Source organism: Ruegeria sp. BB1, from assembly GCF_056539465.1.
In genome coordinates, this window is record NZ_JBQFVB010000008.1 from 135,950 (window position 1) to 152,065 (window position 16,116).

General features: G+C 57.4%; 19 protein-coding genes. 6 read left to right on the plus strand and 13 right to left on the minus strand.

Annotated features, from left to right (window positions below; translation table 11 throughout):
- Positions 1 to 54: 54 nt before the first annotated feature.
- The 3 genes from ACR0AL_RS16585 to ACR0AL_RS16595 all read right to left on the minus strand — a co-directional run bounded on the left by ACR0AL_RS16585 (position 55) and on the right by ACR0AL_RS16595 (position 2,480).
- Positions 55 to 1,155: a site-specific DNA-methyltransferase gene (locus tag ACR0AL_RS16585; protein ID WP_170351075.1), complete on the minus strand. Its 1,101-nt coding sequence runs from the start codon at positions 1,153 to 1,155 to the stop codon at positions 55 to 57.
- A 108-nt stretch (positions 1,156 to 1,263) separates the two neighbouring features.
- Positions 1,264 to 1,881 (minus strand): ribonuclease HII, encoded by a 618-nt coding sequence (locus ACR0AL_RS16590; protein ID WP_170351076.1) that lies wholly within the window; start codon positions 1,879 to 1,881, stop codon positions 1,264 to 1,266.
- Between the two features lie 110 nt (positions 1,882 to 1,991).
- Entirely contained in the window at positions 1,992 to 2,480 is a 489-nt protein-coding gene (locus ACR0AL_RS16595) for a hypothetical protein (RefSeq protein ID WP_170351077.1), read from the minus strand.
- Between the two features lie 174 nt (positions 2,481 to 2,654).
- On the opposite strand from ACR0AL_RS16595, the gene ACR0AL_RS16600 reads away from it, so the two are divergent.
- The 3 genes from ACR0AL_RS16600 (at position 2,655) to ACR0AL_RS16610 (ending at position 5,293) form a co-directional block, all read left to right on the plus strand.
- Positions 2,655 to 2,942 carry a hypothetical protein gene (locus ACR0AL_RS16600; RefSeq protein ID WP_170351078.1) on the plus strand — a complete coding sequence of 96 codons (288 nt, stop codon included), beginning with the start codon at positions 2,655 to 2,657 and terminating at the stop codon, positions 2,940 to 2,942.
- Positions 2,914 to 3,615 carry a winged helix-turn-helix domain-containing protein gene (locus ACR0AL_RS16605; protein WP_170351079.1) on the plus strand — a complete coding sequence of 234 codons (702 nt, stop codon included), beginning with the start codon at positions 2,914 to 2,916 and terminating at the stop codon, positions 3,613 to 3,615. The genes ACR0AL_RS16600 and ACR0AL_RS16605 overlap by 29 nt, the downstream gene beginning before the upstream one ends.
- A gap of 106 nt (positions 3,616 to 3,721) precedes the next feature.
- A complete protein-coding gene (locus ACR0AL_RS16610; protein ID WP_480663904.1) occupies positions 3,722 to 5,293 on the plus strand; it encodes a DUF427 domain-containing protein in 1,572 nt (523 codons plus the stop codon).
- Positions 5,294 to 5,325: 32 nt separating this feature from the next.
- On the opposite strand, the gene ACR0AL_RS16615 is transcribed toward ACR0AL_RS16610, so the two are convergent.
- From ACR0AL_RS16615 to ACR0AL_RS16640, 6 genes are all read right to left on the minus strand, one after another.
- Positions 5,326 to 6,117 (minus strand): DUF1217 domain-containing protein, encoded by a 792-nt coding sequence (locus ACR0AL_RS16615; protein ID WP_480663906.1) that lies wholly within the window; start codon positions 6,115 to 6,117, stop codon positions 5,326 to 5,328.
- Positions 6,114 to 6,515, minus strand: a complete 402-nt coding sequence (gene flbT / locus ACR0AL_RS16620) for a flagellar biosynthesis repressor FlbT (protein WP_480663908.1) — start codon at positions 6,513 to 6,515, stop codon at positions 6,114 to 6,116. Before flbT ends, ACR0AL_RS16615 begins: the two co-directional genes overlap by 4 nt.
- Positions 6,515 to 6,889, minus strand: coding sequence for a flagellar biosynthesis regulator FlaF (flaF, locus tag ACR0AL_RS16625; RefSeq protein WP_480659212.1), 375 nt, complete (start codon positions 6,887 to 6,889; stop codon positions 6,515 to 6,517). Before flaF ends, flbT begins: the two co-directional genes overlap by 1 nt.
- Positions 6,890 to 6,966: 77 nt before the next feature.
- Complete coding sequence (locus ACR0AL_RS16630; RefSeq protein ID WP_170351083.1) at positions 6,967 to 8,214, minus strand: flagellin; 1,248 nt, start codon at positions 8,212 to 8,214, stop codon at positions 6,967 to 6,969.
- 209 nt (positions 8,215 to 8,423) lie between these two features.
- Complete coding sequence (locus ACR0AL_RS16635) at positions 8,424 to 8,783, minus strand: flagellar biosynthesis protein FlgN (RefSeq protein ID WP_480648668.1); 360 nt, start codon at positions 8,781 to 8,783, stop codon at positions 8,424 to 8,426.
- Positions 8,767 to 9,048, minus strand: a complete 282-nt coding sequence (locus ACR0AL_RS16640) for a rod-binding protein (RefSeq protein WP_170351085.1) — start codon at positions 9,046 to 9,048, stop codon at positions 8,767 to 8,769. The genes ACR0AL_RS16635 and ACR0AL_RS16640 overlap by 17 nt, the downstream gene beginning before the upstream one ends.
- A gap of 111 nt (positions 9,049 to 9,159) precedes the next feature.
- Here ACR0AL_RS16640 and ACR0AL_RS16645 point away from each other — a divergent pair, with 111 nt between their 5' ends.
- The 3 genes from ACR0AL_RS16645 to ACR0AL_RS16655 all read left to right on the plus strand — a co-directional run bounded on the left by ACR0AL_RS16645 (position 9,160) and on the right by ACR0AL_RS16655 (position 11,984).
- Entirely contained in the window at positions 9,160 to 10,389 is a 1,230-nt protein-coding gene (locus ACR0AL_RS16645; protein ID WP_480663910.1) for a flagellar hook-length control protein FliK, read from the plus strand.
- 2 nt (positions 10,390 to 10,391) lie between these two features.
- Positions 10,392 to 11,057 (plus strand): flagellar hook capping FlgD N-terminal domain-containing protein, encoded by a 666-nt coding sequence (locus tag ACR0AL_RS16650; protein WP_170351087.1) that lies wholly within the window; start codon positions 10,392 to 10,394, stop codon positions 11,055 to 11,057.
- Positions 11,058 to 11,141: 84 nt separating this feature from the next.
- The gene (locus tag ACR0AL_RS16655) at positions 11,142 to 11,984 is read left to right on the plus strand and encodes a phosphotransferase family protein (RefSeq protein WP_254440253.1); all 843 of its coding nucleotides are present in this window, start codon (positions 11,142 to 11,144) and stop codon (positions 11,982 to 11,984) included.
- Here ACR0AL_RS16655 and ACR0AL_RS16660 read toward each other — a convergent pair.
- Genes ACR0AL_RS16660 through ACR0AL_RS16675 form a run of 4 tightly spaced genes read right to left on the minus strand, consistent with a single transcriptional unit; the run spans position 11,979 to position 16,109 of the window.
- On the minus strand, positions 11,979 to 13,280 hold the full coding sequence (locus ACR0AL_RS16660) for an NAD(P)/FAD-dependent oxidoreductase (RefSeq protein WP_480663912.1): 1,302 nt from the start codon (positions 13,278 to 13,280) through the stop codon (positions 11,979 to 11,981). The two genes, ACR0AL_RS16655 and ACR0AL_RS16660, sit on opposite strands and share 6 nt — an antisense overlap.
- Positions 13,277 to 14,095, minus strand: a complete 819-nt coding sequence (locus ACR0AL_RS16665) for an ABC transporter permease (RefSeq protein ID WP_480663914.1) — start codon at positions 14,093 to 14,095, stop codon at positions 13,277 to 13,279. The genes ACR0AL_RS16660 and ACR0AL_RS16665 overlap by 4 nt, the downstream gene beginning before the upstream one ends.
- Positions 14,092 to 14,982 (minus strand): ABC transporter permease subunit, encoded by an 891-nt coding sequence (locus ACR0AL_RS16670; protein ID WP_170362382.1) that lies wholly within the window; start codon positions 14,980 to 14,982, stop codon positions 14,092 to 14,094. Before ACR0AL_RS16670 ends, ACR0AL_RS16665 begins: the two co-directional genes overlap by 4 nt.
- Positions 14,982 to 16,109: an ABC transporter ATP-binding protein gene (locus tag ACR0AL_RS16675; protein ID WP_170362383.1), complete on the minus strand. Its 1,128-nt coding sequence runs from the start codon at positions 16,107 to 16,109 to the stop codon at positions 14,982 to 14,984. Before ACR0AL_RS16675 ends, ACR0AL_RS16670 begins: the two co-directional genes overlap by 1 nt.
- Between the last annotated feature and the right edge of the window lie 7 nt (positions 16,110 to 16,116).

Below are 16,116 nucleotides of genomic sequence, written 5' to 3' on the forward strand. Positions count from 1 at the left end.
GGGCAAGGTTTAGTGCCTTGTGTCAGGCCACAGGCACCGGCGGTGTTGGTAAATTCAGTTCATCTCGGCCCGGATCTGCTGACGCAACACGTCAATCGGCACCGTTTTGCCGTCGCGTTTAAAGCACCAGTAGGTCCAGCCGTTACAGGACGGCGCGTTTTCCAGCTGCGCCCCCACTTGGTGGATCGAGCCCTTGACGTTGTTGCCCACCAGCGTGCCGTCGGCACGGACCTTGGCCTTGTGGCGCTGGTTCATGGAATACAGTTCTTCACCCGGGCGCAGCATCCCACGTTCGACCAGTTGGCCGAAGGGCACGCGCGGCTCGGCACGTTTGCTGGCGCTGACCTCCAGCGCCTCACGGTCGAACTTACGGACCTTCGAGATGCGCTTTTCAGCGACCTTGCGATAGCTTTCCTCGCGCTCGATGCCGATGAATTCGCGGCCCAGCATCTTGGCAACTGCACCTGTGGTTCCGGTACCGAAGAACGGATCAAGGATCACATCGCCCGGATTGGTCGAGCCGATCAGCACACGGTGCAACAGCGATTCCGGTTTCTGCGTCGGATGCGCCTTGTCGCCGTTTTCATCCTTCAGGCGCTCGTGCCCGGTGCAGATCGGCAGCACCCAGTCACTGCGCATCTGAACGCCCTCGTTCAGCGCCTTTAGGGCTTCATAGTTGAACGTGTACTTTGCCCCTTCGCATTTCGACGCCCAGATCATCGTCTCATGCGCGTTGGTAAAGCGTTTGCCGCGGAAGTTCGGCATCGGATTGGATTTGCGCCACACGACGTCGTTTAAAATCCAATAGCCCGCGTCCTGCAGGGCCGAACCCACACGGAAGATATTGTGGTAAGACCCAATCACCCAGATCGCGCCATTTGGTTTAAGCAGACGACGCGCTGCCTTCAGCCATTCGCGGGTGAATTGGTCATAAACGGCAAAGCTGGAGAATTGATCCCAATGATCGTCAACCGCATCTACCTGGCTGTTATCGGGGCGGTGCAATTGACCCTTCAACTGAAGATTATAGGGCGGATCCGCAAAAATCAGGTCCACCGACGCCTCGGGCAGACTGTTCATCACATCGATGCAGTCCCCGGATAGAATCGTGTTTAAAGGGAGCGCTTTTGCGCCCTTTTTAGTGGTTGTTGTCATTTGTACTGCCTCAAGTATCCACGGCGCTTTTGCGCTCATTTGGTTGAGACAAGGATGAGTCAAAGTCGATTCGCCGTCAATTTCTTTTTTGAATCAGCGACTTACAATTTACTCTTGATACAAGATATTGTGTACTGGCTTGAAGGAACGTCTATGGTGTGGGGTCACACCAAGATTTTGCAGCGCGTCCTTGTGTTGTTTCGACGGATAACCGGCGTTTGTCTCCCATCCGTAGCCCGGATGCTGTTGCGCCAAATCCACCATCAGTTGATCGCGCCAGTTTTTGGCGACGATCGAAGCCGCCGCAATCGACACAGAATGCGCATCGCCTTTGACCACCGCCCTCGCGGGGATCGTCAGGCCTCGTGGAATCATGTTCCCATCGATCAGCAGGTAATCAGGCGGCGGGTCCAGCGCTGCCACCGCGCGCTCCATCGCCAGATGCGAAGCCCGCAAGATATTGTGTTCGTCAATCTCGGCCACTGACGCCTCGGCAATTGCGATCTCGGCCTTCTCACGCAGGGCTGCCTCTAACGCGGCGCGCCGTTTCGCCGTCAGCTTTTTGGAATCGTTCAGCCCGTCGGGAATATCACTGGGGTTCAGAATCACGGCTGCGGCAACCACCGGTCCGGCCAGCGGTCCGCGCCCAACCTCGTCGACACCTGCGATCCGCAGAAATCCACGCGCCGCTGCGGCCTTCTCAATTTCATAATCCGGAGTCGTCATACCCCCGGAAAACCGCGTTTTGCCACCCACCGCAAGAAAAAAGGAGAGGGCAGCTTGCGCCGCCCTCTCCCGCACAGCGCTTCTGTGGCGCCGCTCCTGCTCGAAAACCGTTACTTGTAACTAACGCGGTATCCTTTCTGGCGCAGACAGCCGGGGTGGTATGCCCGCTTGACCTTTTTGCCATTCCAGAACCTGACCTTGCACTGGTTAGGCAGGCTATTGCTGTATTTGTAATGCTTGCCCAGACAGGTCTTCCCCAACAGTCGTTGATTGGGCGAATACCCTTTGAACGTGCGCAAGCATCGTTGCGGCAGGCTGTAACGCGCAACACGCGGGGGCAGCGGGCGTACGTGATGTGGCCGGTGCTTTGGCCGGGTGTGTACGTGTTTCTGGGGCGCCTTATATATGTGATTGTAGTTGTGCGTCACGTTGTTCTTTTTGCTCTTGTCGTCGAAATGCTTCACAGCGGCGCCAATCAGCGCAATGGCTGCAAGCCCGCCAAGAATATCCTCGACATCCGCGGCCCGCGCCTGAGACGCGGAAATACCGGTGATGGCAACTGCCGAGGCCACGATCAGGGCAATGAATTTCTTATGCATGGTGCTTGTCCTTCAGTAGTCTTGAGGTGACCCGGTGGCGGGCCGTGTTGATGACCCGACACTGGCCGCGCCTCGTTCAGACAGGCAATAACGGGCCGGTGTTATCCGATATCAGGCCCGCGAAACCCCTTAGGTTATTGAATATCGTGCCAACACATGCGCAGGATGCGGCCTATGAAACAGATCCTCTCTTCTCTGGCCCTGTTGGCCCTGATATCGCTTGGCACCACCGCTTCGGCGGCCGATTGCTATGCCGACTACAAGGCCAAGCAGGACAATCCGCTGCGCCTGCACTACGGCGTCATGCAGGTATCGGCTTGCGGCAAAGGGCAGGCTAAAAAAGAAGTCGCCCAGCGCCTCAAGGGGTCGGGCTGGACCCTGCTGAACGTCATGTCCGTGTTCGGGCCGGAAGGGTTGGATAAAAGGAAGGTCAATGCCGGAAAATTCTATCTCCGTTACTGAGGCCCGCCGATCTGGTGTCAGACTGGTCGGCGCGGGCATCGCGGCGATCGTGGTGATTCTGGTAACAGCGGCCATCTTTTTATTCTGGACCCTGCCCGATGCGAACGCATTCAACGCCCGGGTCGAACGATTGTTCATCGAAAGCGATCTAACCTCGCAAACTGAAATCCGCTTGCTTGAGATATTGGCGCAATCGGGCACCGCTTTTGCCGATACACTGTCCAGCTACCGAATGGTGATTTTCGTGTTGCTGGTTTTTGCCACTGCTATGCTGGTAACGGCGCTGGTGTTTCTGGTAATGCTGGTGTTGTTGAACCGGCGAATGGCACAGATCGAACGCACCGGCATTCAGGTCACCTCGCTGTTAATCAGCCGCGAGGAAAATACCGTCTATCTGAACAACATGGATTTCAAACTGACACCCGCGGCAATGGAGACCTTGTCGGTGCTGGCCGAATCCCGGCTGGACGACGAGGTCCTGTCCGGCGTCCAGATCGAGTCGATGATCTCGGGCAAAGACACCGCCGATTGTGACGAGGCCGCAGGTGCCACACGGATCAAACGGCTTCGCGATGCCTTGGGCAATCAGATGGTCAGTGAGTTGCTGGTCAAGAATATCGCCAAAAAAGGCTATATGTTGTCGATCGAAAAAGATGTGATTCAGATGGTCTGACTTTGCCGCATCGCACAAGGTATGTGTGATAAAATGCCGGTTATCCCCCTTGGAATGCTTGCCCCAAAGGCCCATCCTAATACCAAGCGGGTCAGGGAAACTGATGATGAACGTCCATACCACACCGCCGACTAAAGGCTACGGGATATCGGTCGAATCGCTGAAAGGTCGGATCGCGATCTATCGGGATGACACCCTGTTGGCCGAAAGCACCGACGCGAAAGTCATGTATGAAACGCGGCTGCCGGCCACAATTTACGTCCCGCGCACGGATATCTGTGTCGATCTTGGTGCAGAAACCGAGTTGCAGACGTTTTGCCCATTCAAGGGAACGGCGACCTATCACGATGTCTTCCTGGATGGGCAACGGCTGGCCAACTCAGTCTGGGCCTATGAAGAAGCGCTGCCTGAAAGCGCCGCCATTCAGGGCTATGTCGGGTTTATGCCCTCGGCCTATACACGGGTCGACTTGGGCGAAAACCAACTGCGAGATACCGAGGATGGCAATATAAGCGGGCCTCTGATTGATTGGCTGATGCGTGGTGCATCAAACCTCAGCACGCCGGAAGCCTTCACCAAGGCATTGGCCGAAAAGATGTTGGAACACGGCATCGCGATTCAACGGCTCAGCATTCTGGCCTGGTCTCTGCATCCGCTGATCGCGGGCAAGCATTATATCTGGGAAAAGGGTGAGGCCGAGATTTCGACCAACGTGCCCACGTATGAAATCCACGATCACCCGGCCTATATCAATAGCCCCCTGCGTCACGTCTCGAACGGGCTGGGCGGCGTGCGCCAGCGGTTGAACGACGAAAACCCCCAAAACAGCTTCCCGATTATGGAGGATCTGCGGGCCAAGGGTGCCACCGATTACGTCGCCATGCCATTGCCGTTCTCGGACGGGCGGACAAATGTTCTGACCCTGACCTGCGATCATCCTGACGGGTTTACAACAGAAAACCTCGGGTTGGTGTTCGAGTGCTCATCTGTCATTGCCCGCTTTTACGAAGTTTTCATGCAGCGCGAGAACGCACAGGTGTTGCTTGAGACTTATGTCGGCAAACGCTCGGGCGCGCGGGTGCTGGGCGGTGAAATCCGGCGCGGCGACGGAGATGAGATTGATGCGGCCATTATGTTCTGCGACCTGCGCAATTCGACCAGCCTGGAAGAGCAGCTTGGCCGTACCGCCTATATCAACGTGCTGAACGACTTTTTCGAAACCGTGTCCGATATCGTGCATAACAATGGCGGCGAAGTATTGAAGTTCATCGGTGACGCTGTTCTGGCAGTCTTTCCCGAGGGTGAAGATTCCATGGTCGCGCGCCGAAACGCGCAACGCTCAGCCGTTGAAATTGTCGAAAAACTTGGTCAGTTGCGCCAATCTGGCTCAGACGTTCATTGCGATTGCTCGATCGGGGTTGCCTATGGTCGGGTCACATATGGCAATGTCGGATCGCGCGAACGGCTGGATTTCACCGTCATCGGACAGGCCGCAAATGTCGCGGCCCGGTTGGGGGAATACAGCAAAACGATCGGTCAGCGCATTGTCGTCTCGGCCGATATTCAGCCTGCATGCGCGGATGCTTTGTCATTGGGCGAGGTCAAGCTGCACAATGTGTCCCAGCCAGTGACCGCATTTGCACTCAGAACTTCGGCGGATGCCGTGTTGAACGCCTGAGTTTTCGAATAGTTATCTGTGTCGCGCCTAGGTTACGCCCCCAGCAAAATCAGCGCCGTTTGAGCAGGGGAAATCGTGTTTTGCAGCTGTGCAATCTGGCTGCGTGCAAGATATTGGTCTGTCAGCCGGGCCACCGACGCCTCGTCGGTAAATTGGGCCAGATCGTCTGATCCAGTCAGGCCCGACAATCTATCCTTGAAAACCTCAAGCTGCCTGTCGATGTCCAACTGCGCGAAACTTGTTGGCAGCCCCAGCGCCGTCTCCATCATGCTTCGCAGCGGCGGTTGCCCCATCAGGTCGAACCACTTTGTGTCCGAACTGCTGTCCTGCGCGGCCAGATCCGCCAAGGTATGTTGCGTATAAAGCGATATGCGCATCGTCTCATCGCTCTCACCCACAGCGATTTCGAACCGAGACACGACATTGTCCTGCGCAATTGCTTCCATAAAGGTGGTCAAACCCGTTCTGCGCACCTCGCCCGGACCCAGGCCGAAGGCTTCGGAAAACTCCCGATACCGCTTATCGGCCAGACGGTTGGACAATGCATCCTCGGCGCTTGTCCCATCGGACAGAATTTTCTGGATGAAATAGCGATTGTTGATGTCATCCTCTAGTCCGAAGGCGCCCAGCGCCACTTGCAGCAACCGCCTATCCGAAACCAATTCCTCAGCCGTCTGTACCTTGCCGATATTGTCCAGAAAGTACTTTGTCTCTCGTTCATTGACTGGCGAGGCCGAAAAGCTTTCGAGCTGCGTATCATAGGTACGCTGCAAAAAACGCCAGCCGACAATACCATCAGAGGGGATGACAGGCCGGAATGTCATTGCTGATACGCCATCAACCGTTCTTCACGCGGTAACAGCGCCCGCAGGGATTTCAGGCATTTGTAATACTGTTCGGCCAGTAAAGCCTCAGTAGCTTCCGACAGAACACGACGACTGTCGGAATCGGTGAAGACCTGGCTCAACTCTTCAACCCGCCGCAAAAGCTGTTGCCGCGCCCGCTCAGGCTCCATATCGCCGGACAAAACAAGCTGGGCGGCATAACACACCCGCCGCACCGGGGTAGTCACCTCATCCGGATGAATGGCATCGCGCAGGCGCAGGACATTTGCGTCCGGCGTCATGATTGAAAAACGGCTGCGGCGATCTCCGTTTTCGACAACCACGCCGTTTATCAGCACCCTCTCTTTCGGTGCCAGTTTCAGAACCAGCCCCCCCATCAGGTAGCACCCATCTGACGCAGGCCGCGCAGGACGGCCATATTGATCTCAAGCAGCGGTTCAACGGTCGCCTTATTGCCCAGAACCTGACTGCTGTGTTGCTCGGTGAATTCTGCCAGATAGAAGATTCGCGCACGCAATTCATTGGGCAGCGCGTTGTCCGAGTCGGACACGCCAGTTGCCAGAACGGTCCACAAGCGACGATTTTCGTGTAGCGCGTGAACGAACCCTCCGAAATCGGTTTTACGTCGGGCCGCCGCAACCTTGAGCCGATGCGTGATCTTCGAAATCGCCTCGTACTCGGTATCGCGCGGGGTGCGGGTCGGGGCGGCGGTCTGCGCGTAGGCACGTTGTGCAAGAGTTTGCTGTGTCACTTGAAATCCTTCCAATAGGCCGTCTTTTGGCGGTCAGAGTCGGGGCGCGTCTGGGCGCCCCGACCAGGTTCCGAAAATTAACGGAACAGCGACAGGATCGACTGCGGCGCCTGATTGGCAATCGACAGCGATTGAGTGGCCAGCTGCTGCTGAACCTGAAGAGCTTGCAGACGAGCCGAGGTCTCTTCCATATCGGCGTCAACCATCGAACCGATGCCGGACTTGAACGAGTCGGTCAGTTTGGAAACGAAATCCTGCTGTGTTTCGATACGGCCCTGCGCCGAACCAAAGGCTGCCGCTGCATCAATCGACGTGTCGATCAGTGTTTCGATGGTGCCCAGTGCGGCTGCCGCGCCTGCATCTGTCGAAACGTCAATCGAGCTGAGTGCGCCAAGCCCACCGGAACCAGCATTAGTGAATTGAGCCGACACGGTAATGTCCTGATCCGCATCCGCACCAGCCGTTGCCGTACCTGTAGTAAAGGACAGGGTGTTCGGCGATCCCGAGTCATAGTCGACTGCAACACCTGTGATGCCCAGCGCATCAACCTGGTTCTTGAGGCCAACAGCAACAAGAGCATCTGTATAGGCATCGTCATAGGTTCCAGAGGGATCCAGATCGCTGGCTTGAATGGTGTACGACACATCCTGATCACCGACTCGGATCGAGACACTATCACCGACTTCAAAGTTGTCAGTCGAGCTGTCGATCACAATGTCACCTGACCCGCCGGCTTTATCCATGGTAAAGCCTGCAACATCATTGTCGGTGGTCGCGCCTCCCGAACCTGCAAGTACGCCTTTGGCAGTATAACCGCCAATGGACAGGTCCTGACTTGCGACCGAAATCGACGACGAATTCACTGCACCAGTGCTATCCCGATCAAGTGAGGACAAGATCGAAGCAGTACCGGCCGAGCCGTCCACAAGGTTAAGCCCATTGAACTGTGCCGCACCAACAACCGACGCAATCTGATCCCGCAGAGCGGTCACATCATCGTTGATCTTGCCGCGGTCAACGTTGTCCTCCTGCGCGGCGACGATTTTCTCTTTCATCTGCGTCAACAGATCGGTCACGGTTTCCGACGCGTTCCGCGCCACCGCAACGGTCGATTCACCCAGCGCCAGGCTGTCTTTGATCGCGTTGAAGCCCTTGACGTCCGACTCCATGACTTTGGAGATTGCCCAGACGGCCGAGTTGTCCTTGGCAGTTGCGACGTCCTTACCGGTCGAGATCGCGTTCTGGGTCATCTCCAGATTCTTGTTGACCGATTTCAGGGTTTGCAGCGCCACCATTGCGCCATTGTTTGTCAGAATGCTGGACATAGCTTTCTTCCTTTTCCGTTCGGGCCCTTTGCGCCCATGCTTACCCCGCACCACACGCGGGCTTTGACGTCTTTCTGATCAATGCGATCCGCCGTCGGGCTGTTCGCGCCACCTGTTGTTTCAGATGCCCGGCCACCTTTGCCCCTGATCCCCTAACGGAATGCTAAAGCCCCTCACTCAGAAACTTCGGATTTGAATCAAACCCGCTCCTATGCCCGTTTTTCCAGTTTCGCATTGCGACGCACGGCGTATCCGTTGCGCTGCCCGTCCGCTCCGTAGGTGCTGAACTCCTGCCGAACGCGCCGCAATTCGGCCATACAGCTGGCAACGGCCCGAATCCCTTCGGCGGCACTGTTCAACAGCGCCTGGTTCCGTTCGACTTTCTGCTGCAGGCGAATCAATTCGGCGCTGTCCAGAACCTGCAATTCATTGATCGCACCGATCAGCTTTTCCTTTTCCGGCGCCATATGGCTCAGCCGGTCCAGATCCCCGTCGACAAGCGCGGATCGCTCAAGATCCAGCACTTCCTCAAGGGATCGGATCAGGTCGGTTTCAGAATTGGTCGGCATCGGTTTTCTCCATCATGGACTGGAACAAAATTTCGGACAGGCCAAGGCCGCCGGATGCGGCCAACGCACGCGCCTGATGTTGCACGAGGAAGGACGAAAACTGATCTTCGCCGGCACCGCCGCCAAAAGATTCGCTGGCCTTGCCCAACCCAGAAGACTTGAGCATTTCCGCCAGAAACGCGGCCTCCAACTCGACCGCCGCAGCCTGCAATTTCTCGGCCGTGGTGGGGGGCTGCGCGGTAGGAAGGGTTGTGGAAATCTTCATCACTTTCTCCGAAATTTGCATCGAACTTTCTTGATCAAAGGCGAAAGCGGTTAAAATAAACGTAACCTCCTGCGGGCAGATTTCCGTTCACACAAACGGAGTCGGAGCAAAATGCCCAACCCACTTTCAGCACTGTTGTCTTCGTCGGGCACCGCCGCGAAACCCGATGCAAAACCGCAAGAACCTCGTGCGTCCAAAGGGGCCGCGTCCTTTCAAATGGTCATGGATCAAGAGGCCGATCCGCAGTCAGCCGAGCCCGATCTCACCGACCTTTTGGTTCAGGACCCAGACTCGGTGTCAGAGGTGGACGACATCGCTGCAAACGTTGAAATTCCGGATGTTTCCGATACCCCCGAGGATCAGCCGCCTGCCGAATTGCATGCGGCTGTGCCGGAAGTTGTTCCGGCTCCGGTTGCAAAGACGATGGCTGAAAAACCAACCATGACGTCATCAACTGTTGAGGAGGAGACTGAAACGGTAGACGAAACGCACCCGCCCCCTCAAAAAGCCGACAGGTTGGAACCCGCGGCGGGCTCTGCTCGGCGTGCGGTATCTCCAGCCGTTCAAGCCATGCTTTTCGATACAGTTTCGCCAAGAAGAACGCCCCAGGCGGCCACCAATCCGCCAAGCTTTCCCGCCGGGCTTGTAACACCGAACATGCTCCCAAAAGAGATGTTGGATCATTCGCCCATCATCCGACCCGACCTGGGCGGACCAAGTGTCCCCGCGACGCCACAGGTGGCGCAATCGCAAGCGGTGGTGCCTGATCGGGCGCCAACACTTGCACAAATGCAGCTTTTGGCCACGGATCAAACCAACACGCAGACCGAGCTTCAGACCTTTCCAGAAATCGAAGAAATATCGACCACCAGAGAGACCCCGACATTGTCCTCTGCCCGAGATTCGGCACCATTAACACAGACCATTACATCGACGGCGCGCGCTGAAACGGCACGCGCGGTTGCCAATCAAATGGCAACCGTTGTTTCCGCGCGTGGACAGCAAGGCACAATCGAGGTCGCGTTAAACCCCGAAGAACTGGGACGCGTTTCGATAGTCTTGAATGGTCGCGAGGATGGTCTGCACGTAACAATCTCGGCGGAACGGCCGGAAACACTGGATATGATGCGCCGTCACATCTCGGTGCTGGAGGCCGAATTCCAGAACTTTGGGCTGGGCGACCTGTCCTTTGATCTGGGCACCTCTGCAGACGCACAGCAGGATAGGTCTGACTCGGGCGACGGCACCCGGCTTGCGAAAACGCAGGACGAGCCTGTCACCGAGGCAGGTCCCGCCATTCCGAAACTAGGCCCCGACGGCCGGATCGACATGAGGCTTTGAGCATGATCACCCCAACCCAATCGACGACGCAAGCCAATACCCAGGCCCAATCAGCATCCCAGTCACAGGCAACCTCGATCGCGTCGGATTTCGACACTTTCCTGTTGCTGATGACAACCCAGGCGCAAAATCAGGACCCGTTGGAGCCGATGGATTCGACCGAGTACGCCTCGCAATTGGCGCAATTTTCGATGGTTGAACAACAGGTTCAGAGCAACGAGCTTTTGTCCGAACTGGCGCTGTCTCTGGGCGGTATAAAGCTGGAGGATCTTGCCAATTGGGTCGGTATGGATGTCCAGACCACCGCAGCGTTCCACTTTGATGGCGAGCCTGTGACCCTGTCCGCGCAGGCTGAACCGGCGGCAGACAGTGCGGTGATGGTGATCCGGGACAGTGACGGCACCGAGATCGAAAGGATTTCCGTACCGGTGACCCAGACCGAATTTGACTGGGCCGGGACAACTAGCGATGGCAGCCCTTTGCCGACCGGCAGCTATTCAGCCACATTGGAAAGCTATGACGGGGAAGAGTTGCTTTCAGGCCAGCCTGTCTCAACCTACAGTCAGGTGGTCGAGGCACAGGTTGGCGAGGATGCTGTCGTGCTGACGTTGGAAAGCGGGCAGGTGGTTCCGGCAGGGATGGTGACCGGGGTCCGAACCGGAACTTGATCTGCAGGGCGGGACAGGCCAAACCAGTGCAAACTGCGACTCGTTTTTTTGGTGAACCCACTGCCCGCCCCGACACTCCCCCCTTTGGATCTTGTTGATGACCTGCGTCACCGAAGGCTGATCGCACCTGATGCTCAGTTTCAAACCCTGTATGGCGGTCGGACCAATAAGGTCTGGAAAGTGCTGGAAGAGAACGGCGGCAAGGTTTTGAAACTGTACCGAACAGGGTTGCGCAATCCATTGTTTCGCAACGATGCCGAGTTGGAAGCGCAGTGCCTAACCGCGTTGGAGCCGACCGGGTTTGCCCCGCGTCTGCGCGCGGCGGGTCAACATCAAAACGGTCGATGGGTGTTTTACGATCACGCGCCGGGTACGCCCTGGCGTAAGGACACAACCGACGTTGCCCTATTGCTCGGCAAACTACATGGGCTGGATGTGTCGGTTCCGGCGCCCCGCGGATGCAATGGCAGTGCGGATCTGGCCCGGCACGGCCAGAGCATCCTTAACGGATGCACCTCGGCCATGCGGCACCAATTGGAACAGCTAAAACCTGACGAACAGGTACAGCCGACCCAACAGACTTGCCTGATACACGGCGACCCGGTTGCGGGGAACATTCTGGTTGCGCCATCCGGGCTGACCCTGATCGACTGGCAATGCCCGGCGCAGGGCGATCCGTGCGAAGACATTGCACTGTTTGTGTCGCCCGCCATGCAGCACCTGTACCGGGGGTCAGCTATGACACCTGAGGAAGAAGATCAGTTTCTGTCCTCGTACAGACGCGCAGACATCGTGACCCGGTTCAAATCGCTGCGTCGTTGGTATGCCTGGCGGATGGCGGCCTATTGTTTGTGGCGGATAGAAAACGGGTCACCGGACTATGCCACGGGGTTGGAACTAGAACGCGCGGTGCTAGAGCGGTCATAAGTCCAATAGACCCATCATGGCATAGGCCGGCGGCATCAATGCGCGCCGCCAGCGTCCCAGCGGAAACCGCGCTGGGACACGTGTTATGGGTTCAGGTAGCCCGGTCTCTTGCTGCAAAACCATCCGGGCCAGCGCCCGTCCGCAATAGGTCCCCATCGCCACCCCGTTACCGTGATAGGCAAACCCGGCGAACATCCCCGGTTGATCCGTCACGGGACCCACAAACGGCGTTAACCCTCGCGACAGGCAGACCATACCGGACCACATATGGGTGACATCGACCGACGCCCATTCCGGGAACATCTGCCTGAAATCGTTCAGAGCCTTCCGGCGAATGGCCGCCTCAGCCTGCGGAGACGCGCGCAACCCGCCTCGCATTCCGAACAGAAACCGTCGGTCGGGCATCAGGCGGAAATAATGCAGCAAATGGCGGGTATCGTAAGACATCTGGTCAGATGTCCAACCCTGGGTTTGCAATTCTTCCTGCGTCAGAGGGCGCGTCACCAGAACCGTGGATTGGACAGGCATATACCGGCCAGCCAGCCAGGGCGGCACGTCCTCGCTGGAGTAACCATTGGTGCAGATCAGAACGTTTGCGGCGCTGATCCGACCCGAGGCTGCCTCCAAGTCAAAGCCAGATTGCGTCTTCCGAATTGTCTGCACCGCACTGTTCTGAAACAGCTTGGCGCCCAGTGTCTGGGTCATTTGCGCCAGCCCGAACAGGTATTTTCTGGGGTTCAGTGCAAATCCGACCGGGTTGGTGTACCCGCCATAAAACCGACCACCAAACCCAAGTCCGGGAAGATCATCTGGGGTGTGCAAAGTGCCCGTGGCCTCGGCCCGTTTGCGCAGCCTTTCCATCGCACGGGGGGTGTGGGCCAGTTGGGTTTCACCCTGTGAATGCACATCCGCATCTATGGCTTTGGTTTTCAGCAGATCAGCGACAAGGTGAACCGCGTCCATTTCAGCTTGATCATAACTGTGCGCGGCCGCCTCACCGAATTGGCGGACCATTGCGCTGTAGCTCAGTTTTGATCCGCCCAGACAGCAAAAGCCACCATTGCGCCCCGAGGCGCCCCAACCAGGTGTCCGGGCCTCAAGCACCGCAACCGAAACACACGCGTTTGCCAGATGCAGCGCCGCTGACAGCCCGGTGAAACCGCCACCAACAATGGCGACGTCTACCTTCTGTTCACCGTTGAGAACCGGCCAGTCGGGGCTGGCAATCGTTTCGTCCCACCAGCAGTTGGTCCGGGGGCCGGGCCCATAGGTGTAATCCGGGAACAGCCGCTTCATTCGGTACGCGCAGCAGCCATTTCATCCTGCTTTTGCCGCACCATCGCACGTTTTGTGACCAATGATGCGGTGATAACGCCCACCGTCACAATCGCGATCATGATCGTGGACAATGCATTGATCTCGGGGCTGACACCCAGGCGCACGGCCGAAAAGATCTTGATCGGCAGGGTTGTCGCCGACGGCCCAGAGGTGAACGACGCAATCACCAGATCATCCAGCGACAGAGTGAAGGCCAGCAACCAACCCGAGATCACCGCAGGCGCGATGATCGGCAAAGTCACCAGCCGGAACGCCTGAGCGGGTGAACAGCCCAAATCCAGCGCAGCCTCTTCCAAAGATTTATCGAAGGTCACTAGGCGTGAAGACACGACGACCGAGACGAAACACATCGAAAAGGTCGTATGCGCCAGAACGATGGTCAGGATACCCCGATCCAACCCGATGCCGATGAACAGCAACAGCAGCGACAGCCCGGTGATAACCTCGGGCATCACCAGCGGCGCGTAGATCATGCCGGAAAACAGCGTGCGACCAAAGAACCGCCCACCACGCACCAACACATAGGCCGCGGCGGTACCCAAGATTGTCGCCAATGTGGATGAGAATACCGCGACGCGCACGGTCACCCAGGCTGCATCCAGAAAGGCCTCGTTCTGGATCACTTCGCCATACCATTTGGTCGAGAACCCGGCCCAGACTGTCACCAGCTTGCTCTCATTGAAGCTGAAGATGATCAGGATGATCATCGGGATATAGAGGAACGCAAATCCCAGCGTCAGGGACACCGCGTTGAACCAGCTTAGCCTGCTCATTGCTCGGCCTCCGTCTGCTTTTGCTGGTTGCGCTGGAACAGCACAATCGGGACGACAAGGATCAGCAGCAGTACCACCGCCACGGCGCTGGCCACCGGCCAGTCGCGGTTCGAGAAGAACTCTTCCCACAGCACCTTGCCGATCATTAATGTACCCGAGCCGCCTAGCAATGATGGGATCACGAACTCACCAATCACCGGGATCATCACCAGAAAACATCCCGCGATGATGCCAGGGCGCGACAGCGGAACAGTCACCAGCCAAAAGGCCTGCAGACGTGAGCAGCCCAGATCCTCAGCCGCTTCGATCAGGGACCCGTCCATACGCTCCAGTGACGAATAAACCGGCAGGATCATGAACGGCAGATACGTGTAGACGATGCCGATATAGACCGCCCATTGCGTGTTCAGAATGGTCAGCGGGGTCGAGATGATGCCCAGCCACAGCAGAAACTGGTTCAGATAGCCTTCGTTCGACAAAATCCCCATCCACGCGTAAACGCGGATCAGGAACGAGGTCCAGAACGGCAAGATCACCAGCATCATCAGCGTCGGCCGCCACTCGACCGGCGCGCGGGCCATGCCGTAGGCAATCGGATAGCCCACCAACAGCGTCAGAAAAGTCGAGATCACCGCGATCTTGACGCTGGACAGGTAGGCTTTCCAATACAGGTCATCCTCGGTCAGCCAGACGAAGTTTTCGAAATCCAACTGGCTGAAGAACTCTTTGATCCCGGCCCAGCCCTGCGACAGGTCCAGCGTTGGCGTGTAGGGCGGAATGGCCAGTTCGGTATCCGACAACGAGATCTTCAAAACAATGAAGAACGGCACCAGAAACAGCGCCAACAGCCAGACATAGGGAACGGCAATCAGAAATGCGCGGCGCATCAGCTGGCCAGCAGAACCGCGGCCGTCGCTGTCCAGGACAGCCAGACCGGGTCTTCCCAGGTGAACGACCGGCGCGAGATTCGACGGGTATTGGCCGTCTGCGCCTTGATGATCGTGCCGTTTGCAAGCTCGACATGATAGGTAGACAGGTTGCCCAGATAGGCGATGTCATGAACCTTGCCCTGCACTGCGTTGATCGCATCTGCCGGGCGATCCGCCGAGATCGTCACTTTTTCGGGCCGGATCGCCAGATGGCAGGTCTGACCGCTAGAAAACCCATTTGCTGAGGTTGCCGTCAGCGGTGCCTGCCCCTCGGCCCAGTCGATCTGATAGGAGTCTTCGCCGTTGGCGGACGCCCGGCCCTCGATGATGTTCACATCCCCGATGAAATCCGCAACATAGACCGAGTTAGGGTTTTCATAGATGCGATCCGGCGTTTCCACCTGCATCAACCTGCCCTGGTCCATCACCGCGACGCGGCTGGCAACGGTCATCGCCTCTTCCTGATCGTGGGTCACGATCACAAAGGTGGTGCCGGTCTTTTCCTGAATATCCATCAGTTCAAACTGCGTGTCCTGCCGCAGTTTCTTGTCCAACGCGCCCAGCGGTTCATCCAGCAACAGCAGCTTTGGTGCCTTGGCCAGCGACCGCGCCAGCGCCACACGCTGACGTTGCCCACCCGAGATCTGATGCGGCTTGCGGCGGGCAAATTGTTCCAGCCGGGTCAGGCGCAGCATCTCTTCGACACGCTCTTCCAAGTCATGCTTGGGCATGTTGTCCCGGCGCAGGCCGAAGGCAATATTGTCCCAGATACTGAGGTGCGGGAACAGGGCATAGGACTGGAACATCATGTTCACCGCCCGCTTGTTCGGCGGGATCGGGTCGATGTCCTGACCGCCCAACATGATGTGCCCTTCGGTCGGCGTTTCGAACCCTGCCAACATCCGCATCATGGTGGTCTTGCCGCAGCCCGAAGGCCCCAGCAAAGCAAAGAATTCTTTTTCGAAGATATCCAGAGACAGGTTGTCGATGGCCGTGAATTCACCAAACCGTTTGGTGACATTCCGGAACTGGATCAAAGGTTTCGCCTGTGGATCATTCCACGGCTCAAAGACGTCAGAGTTCAAAACGGCC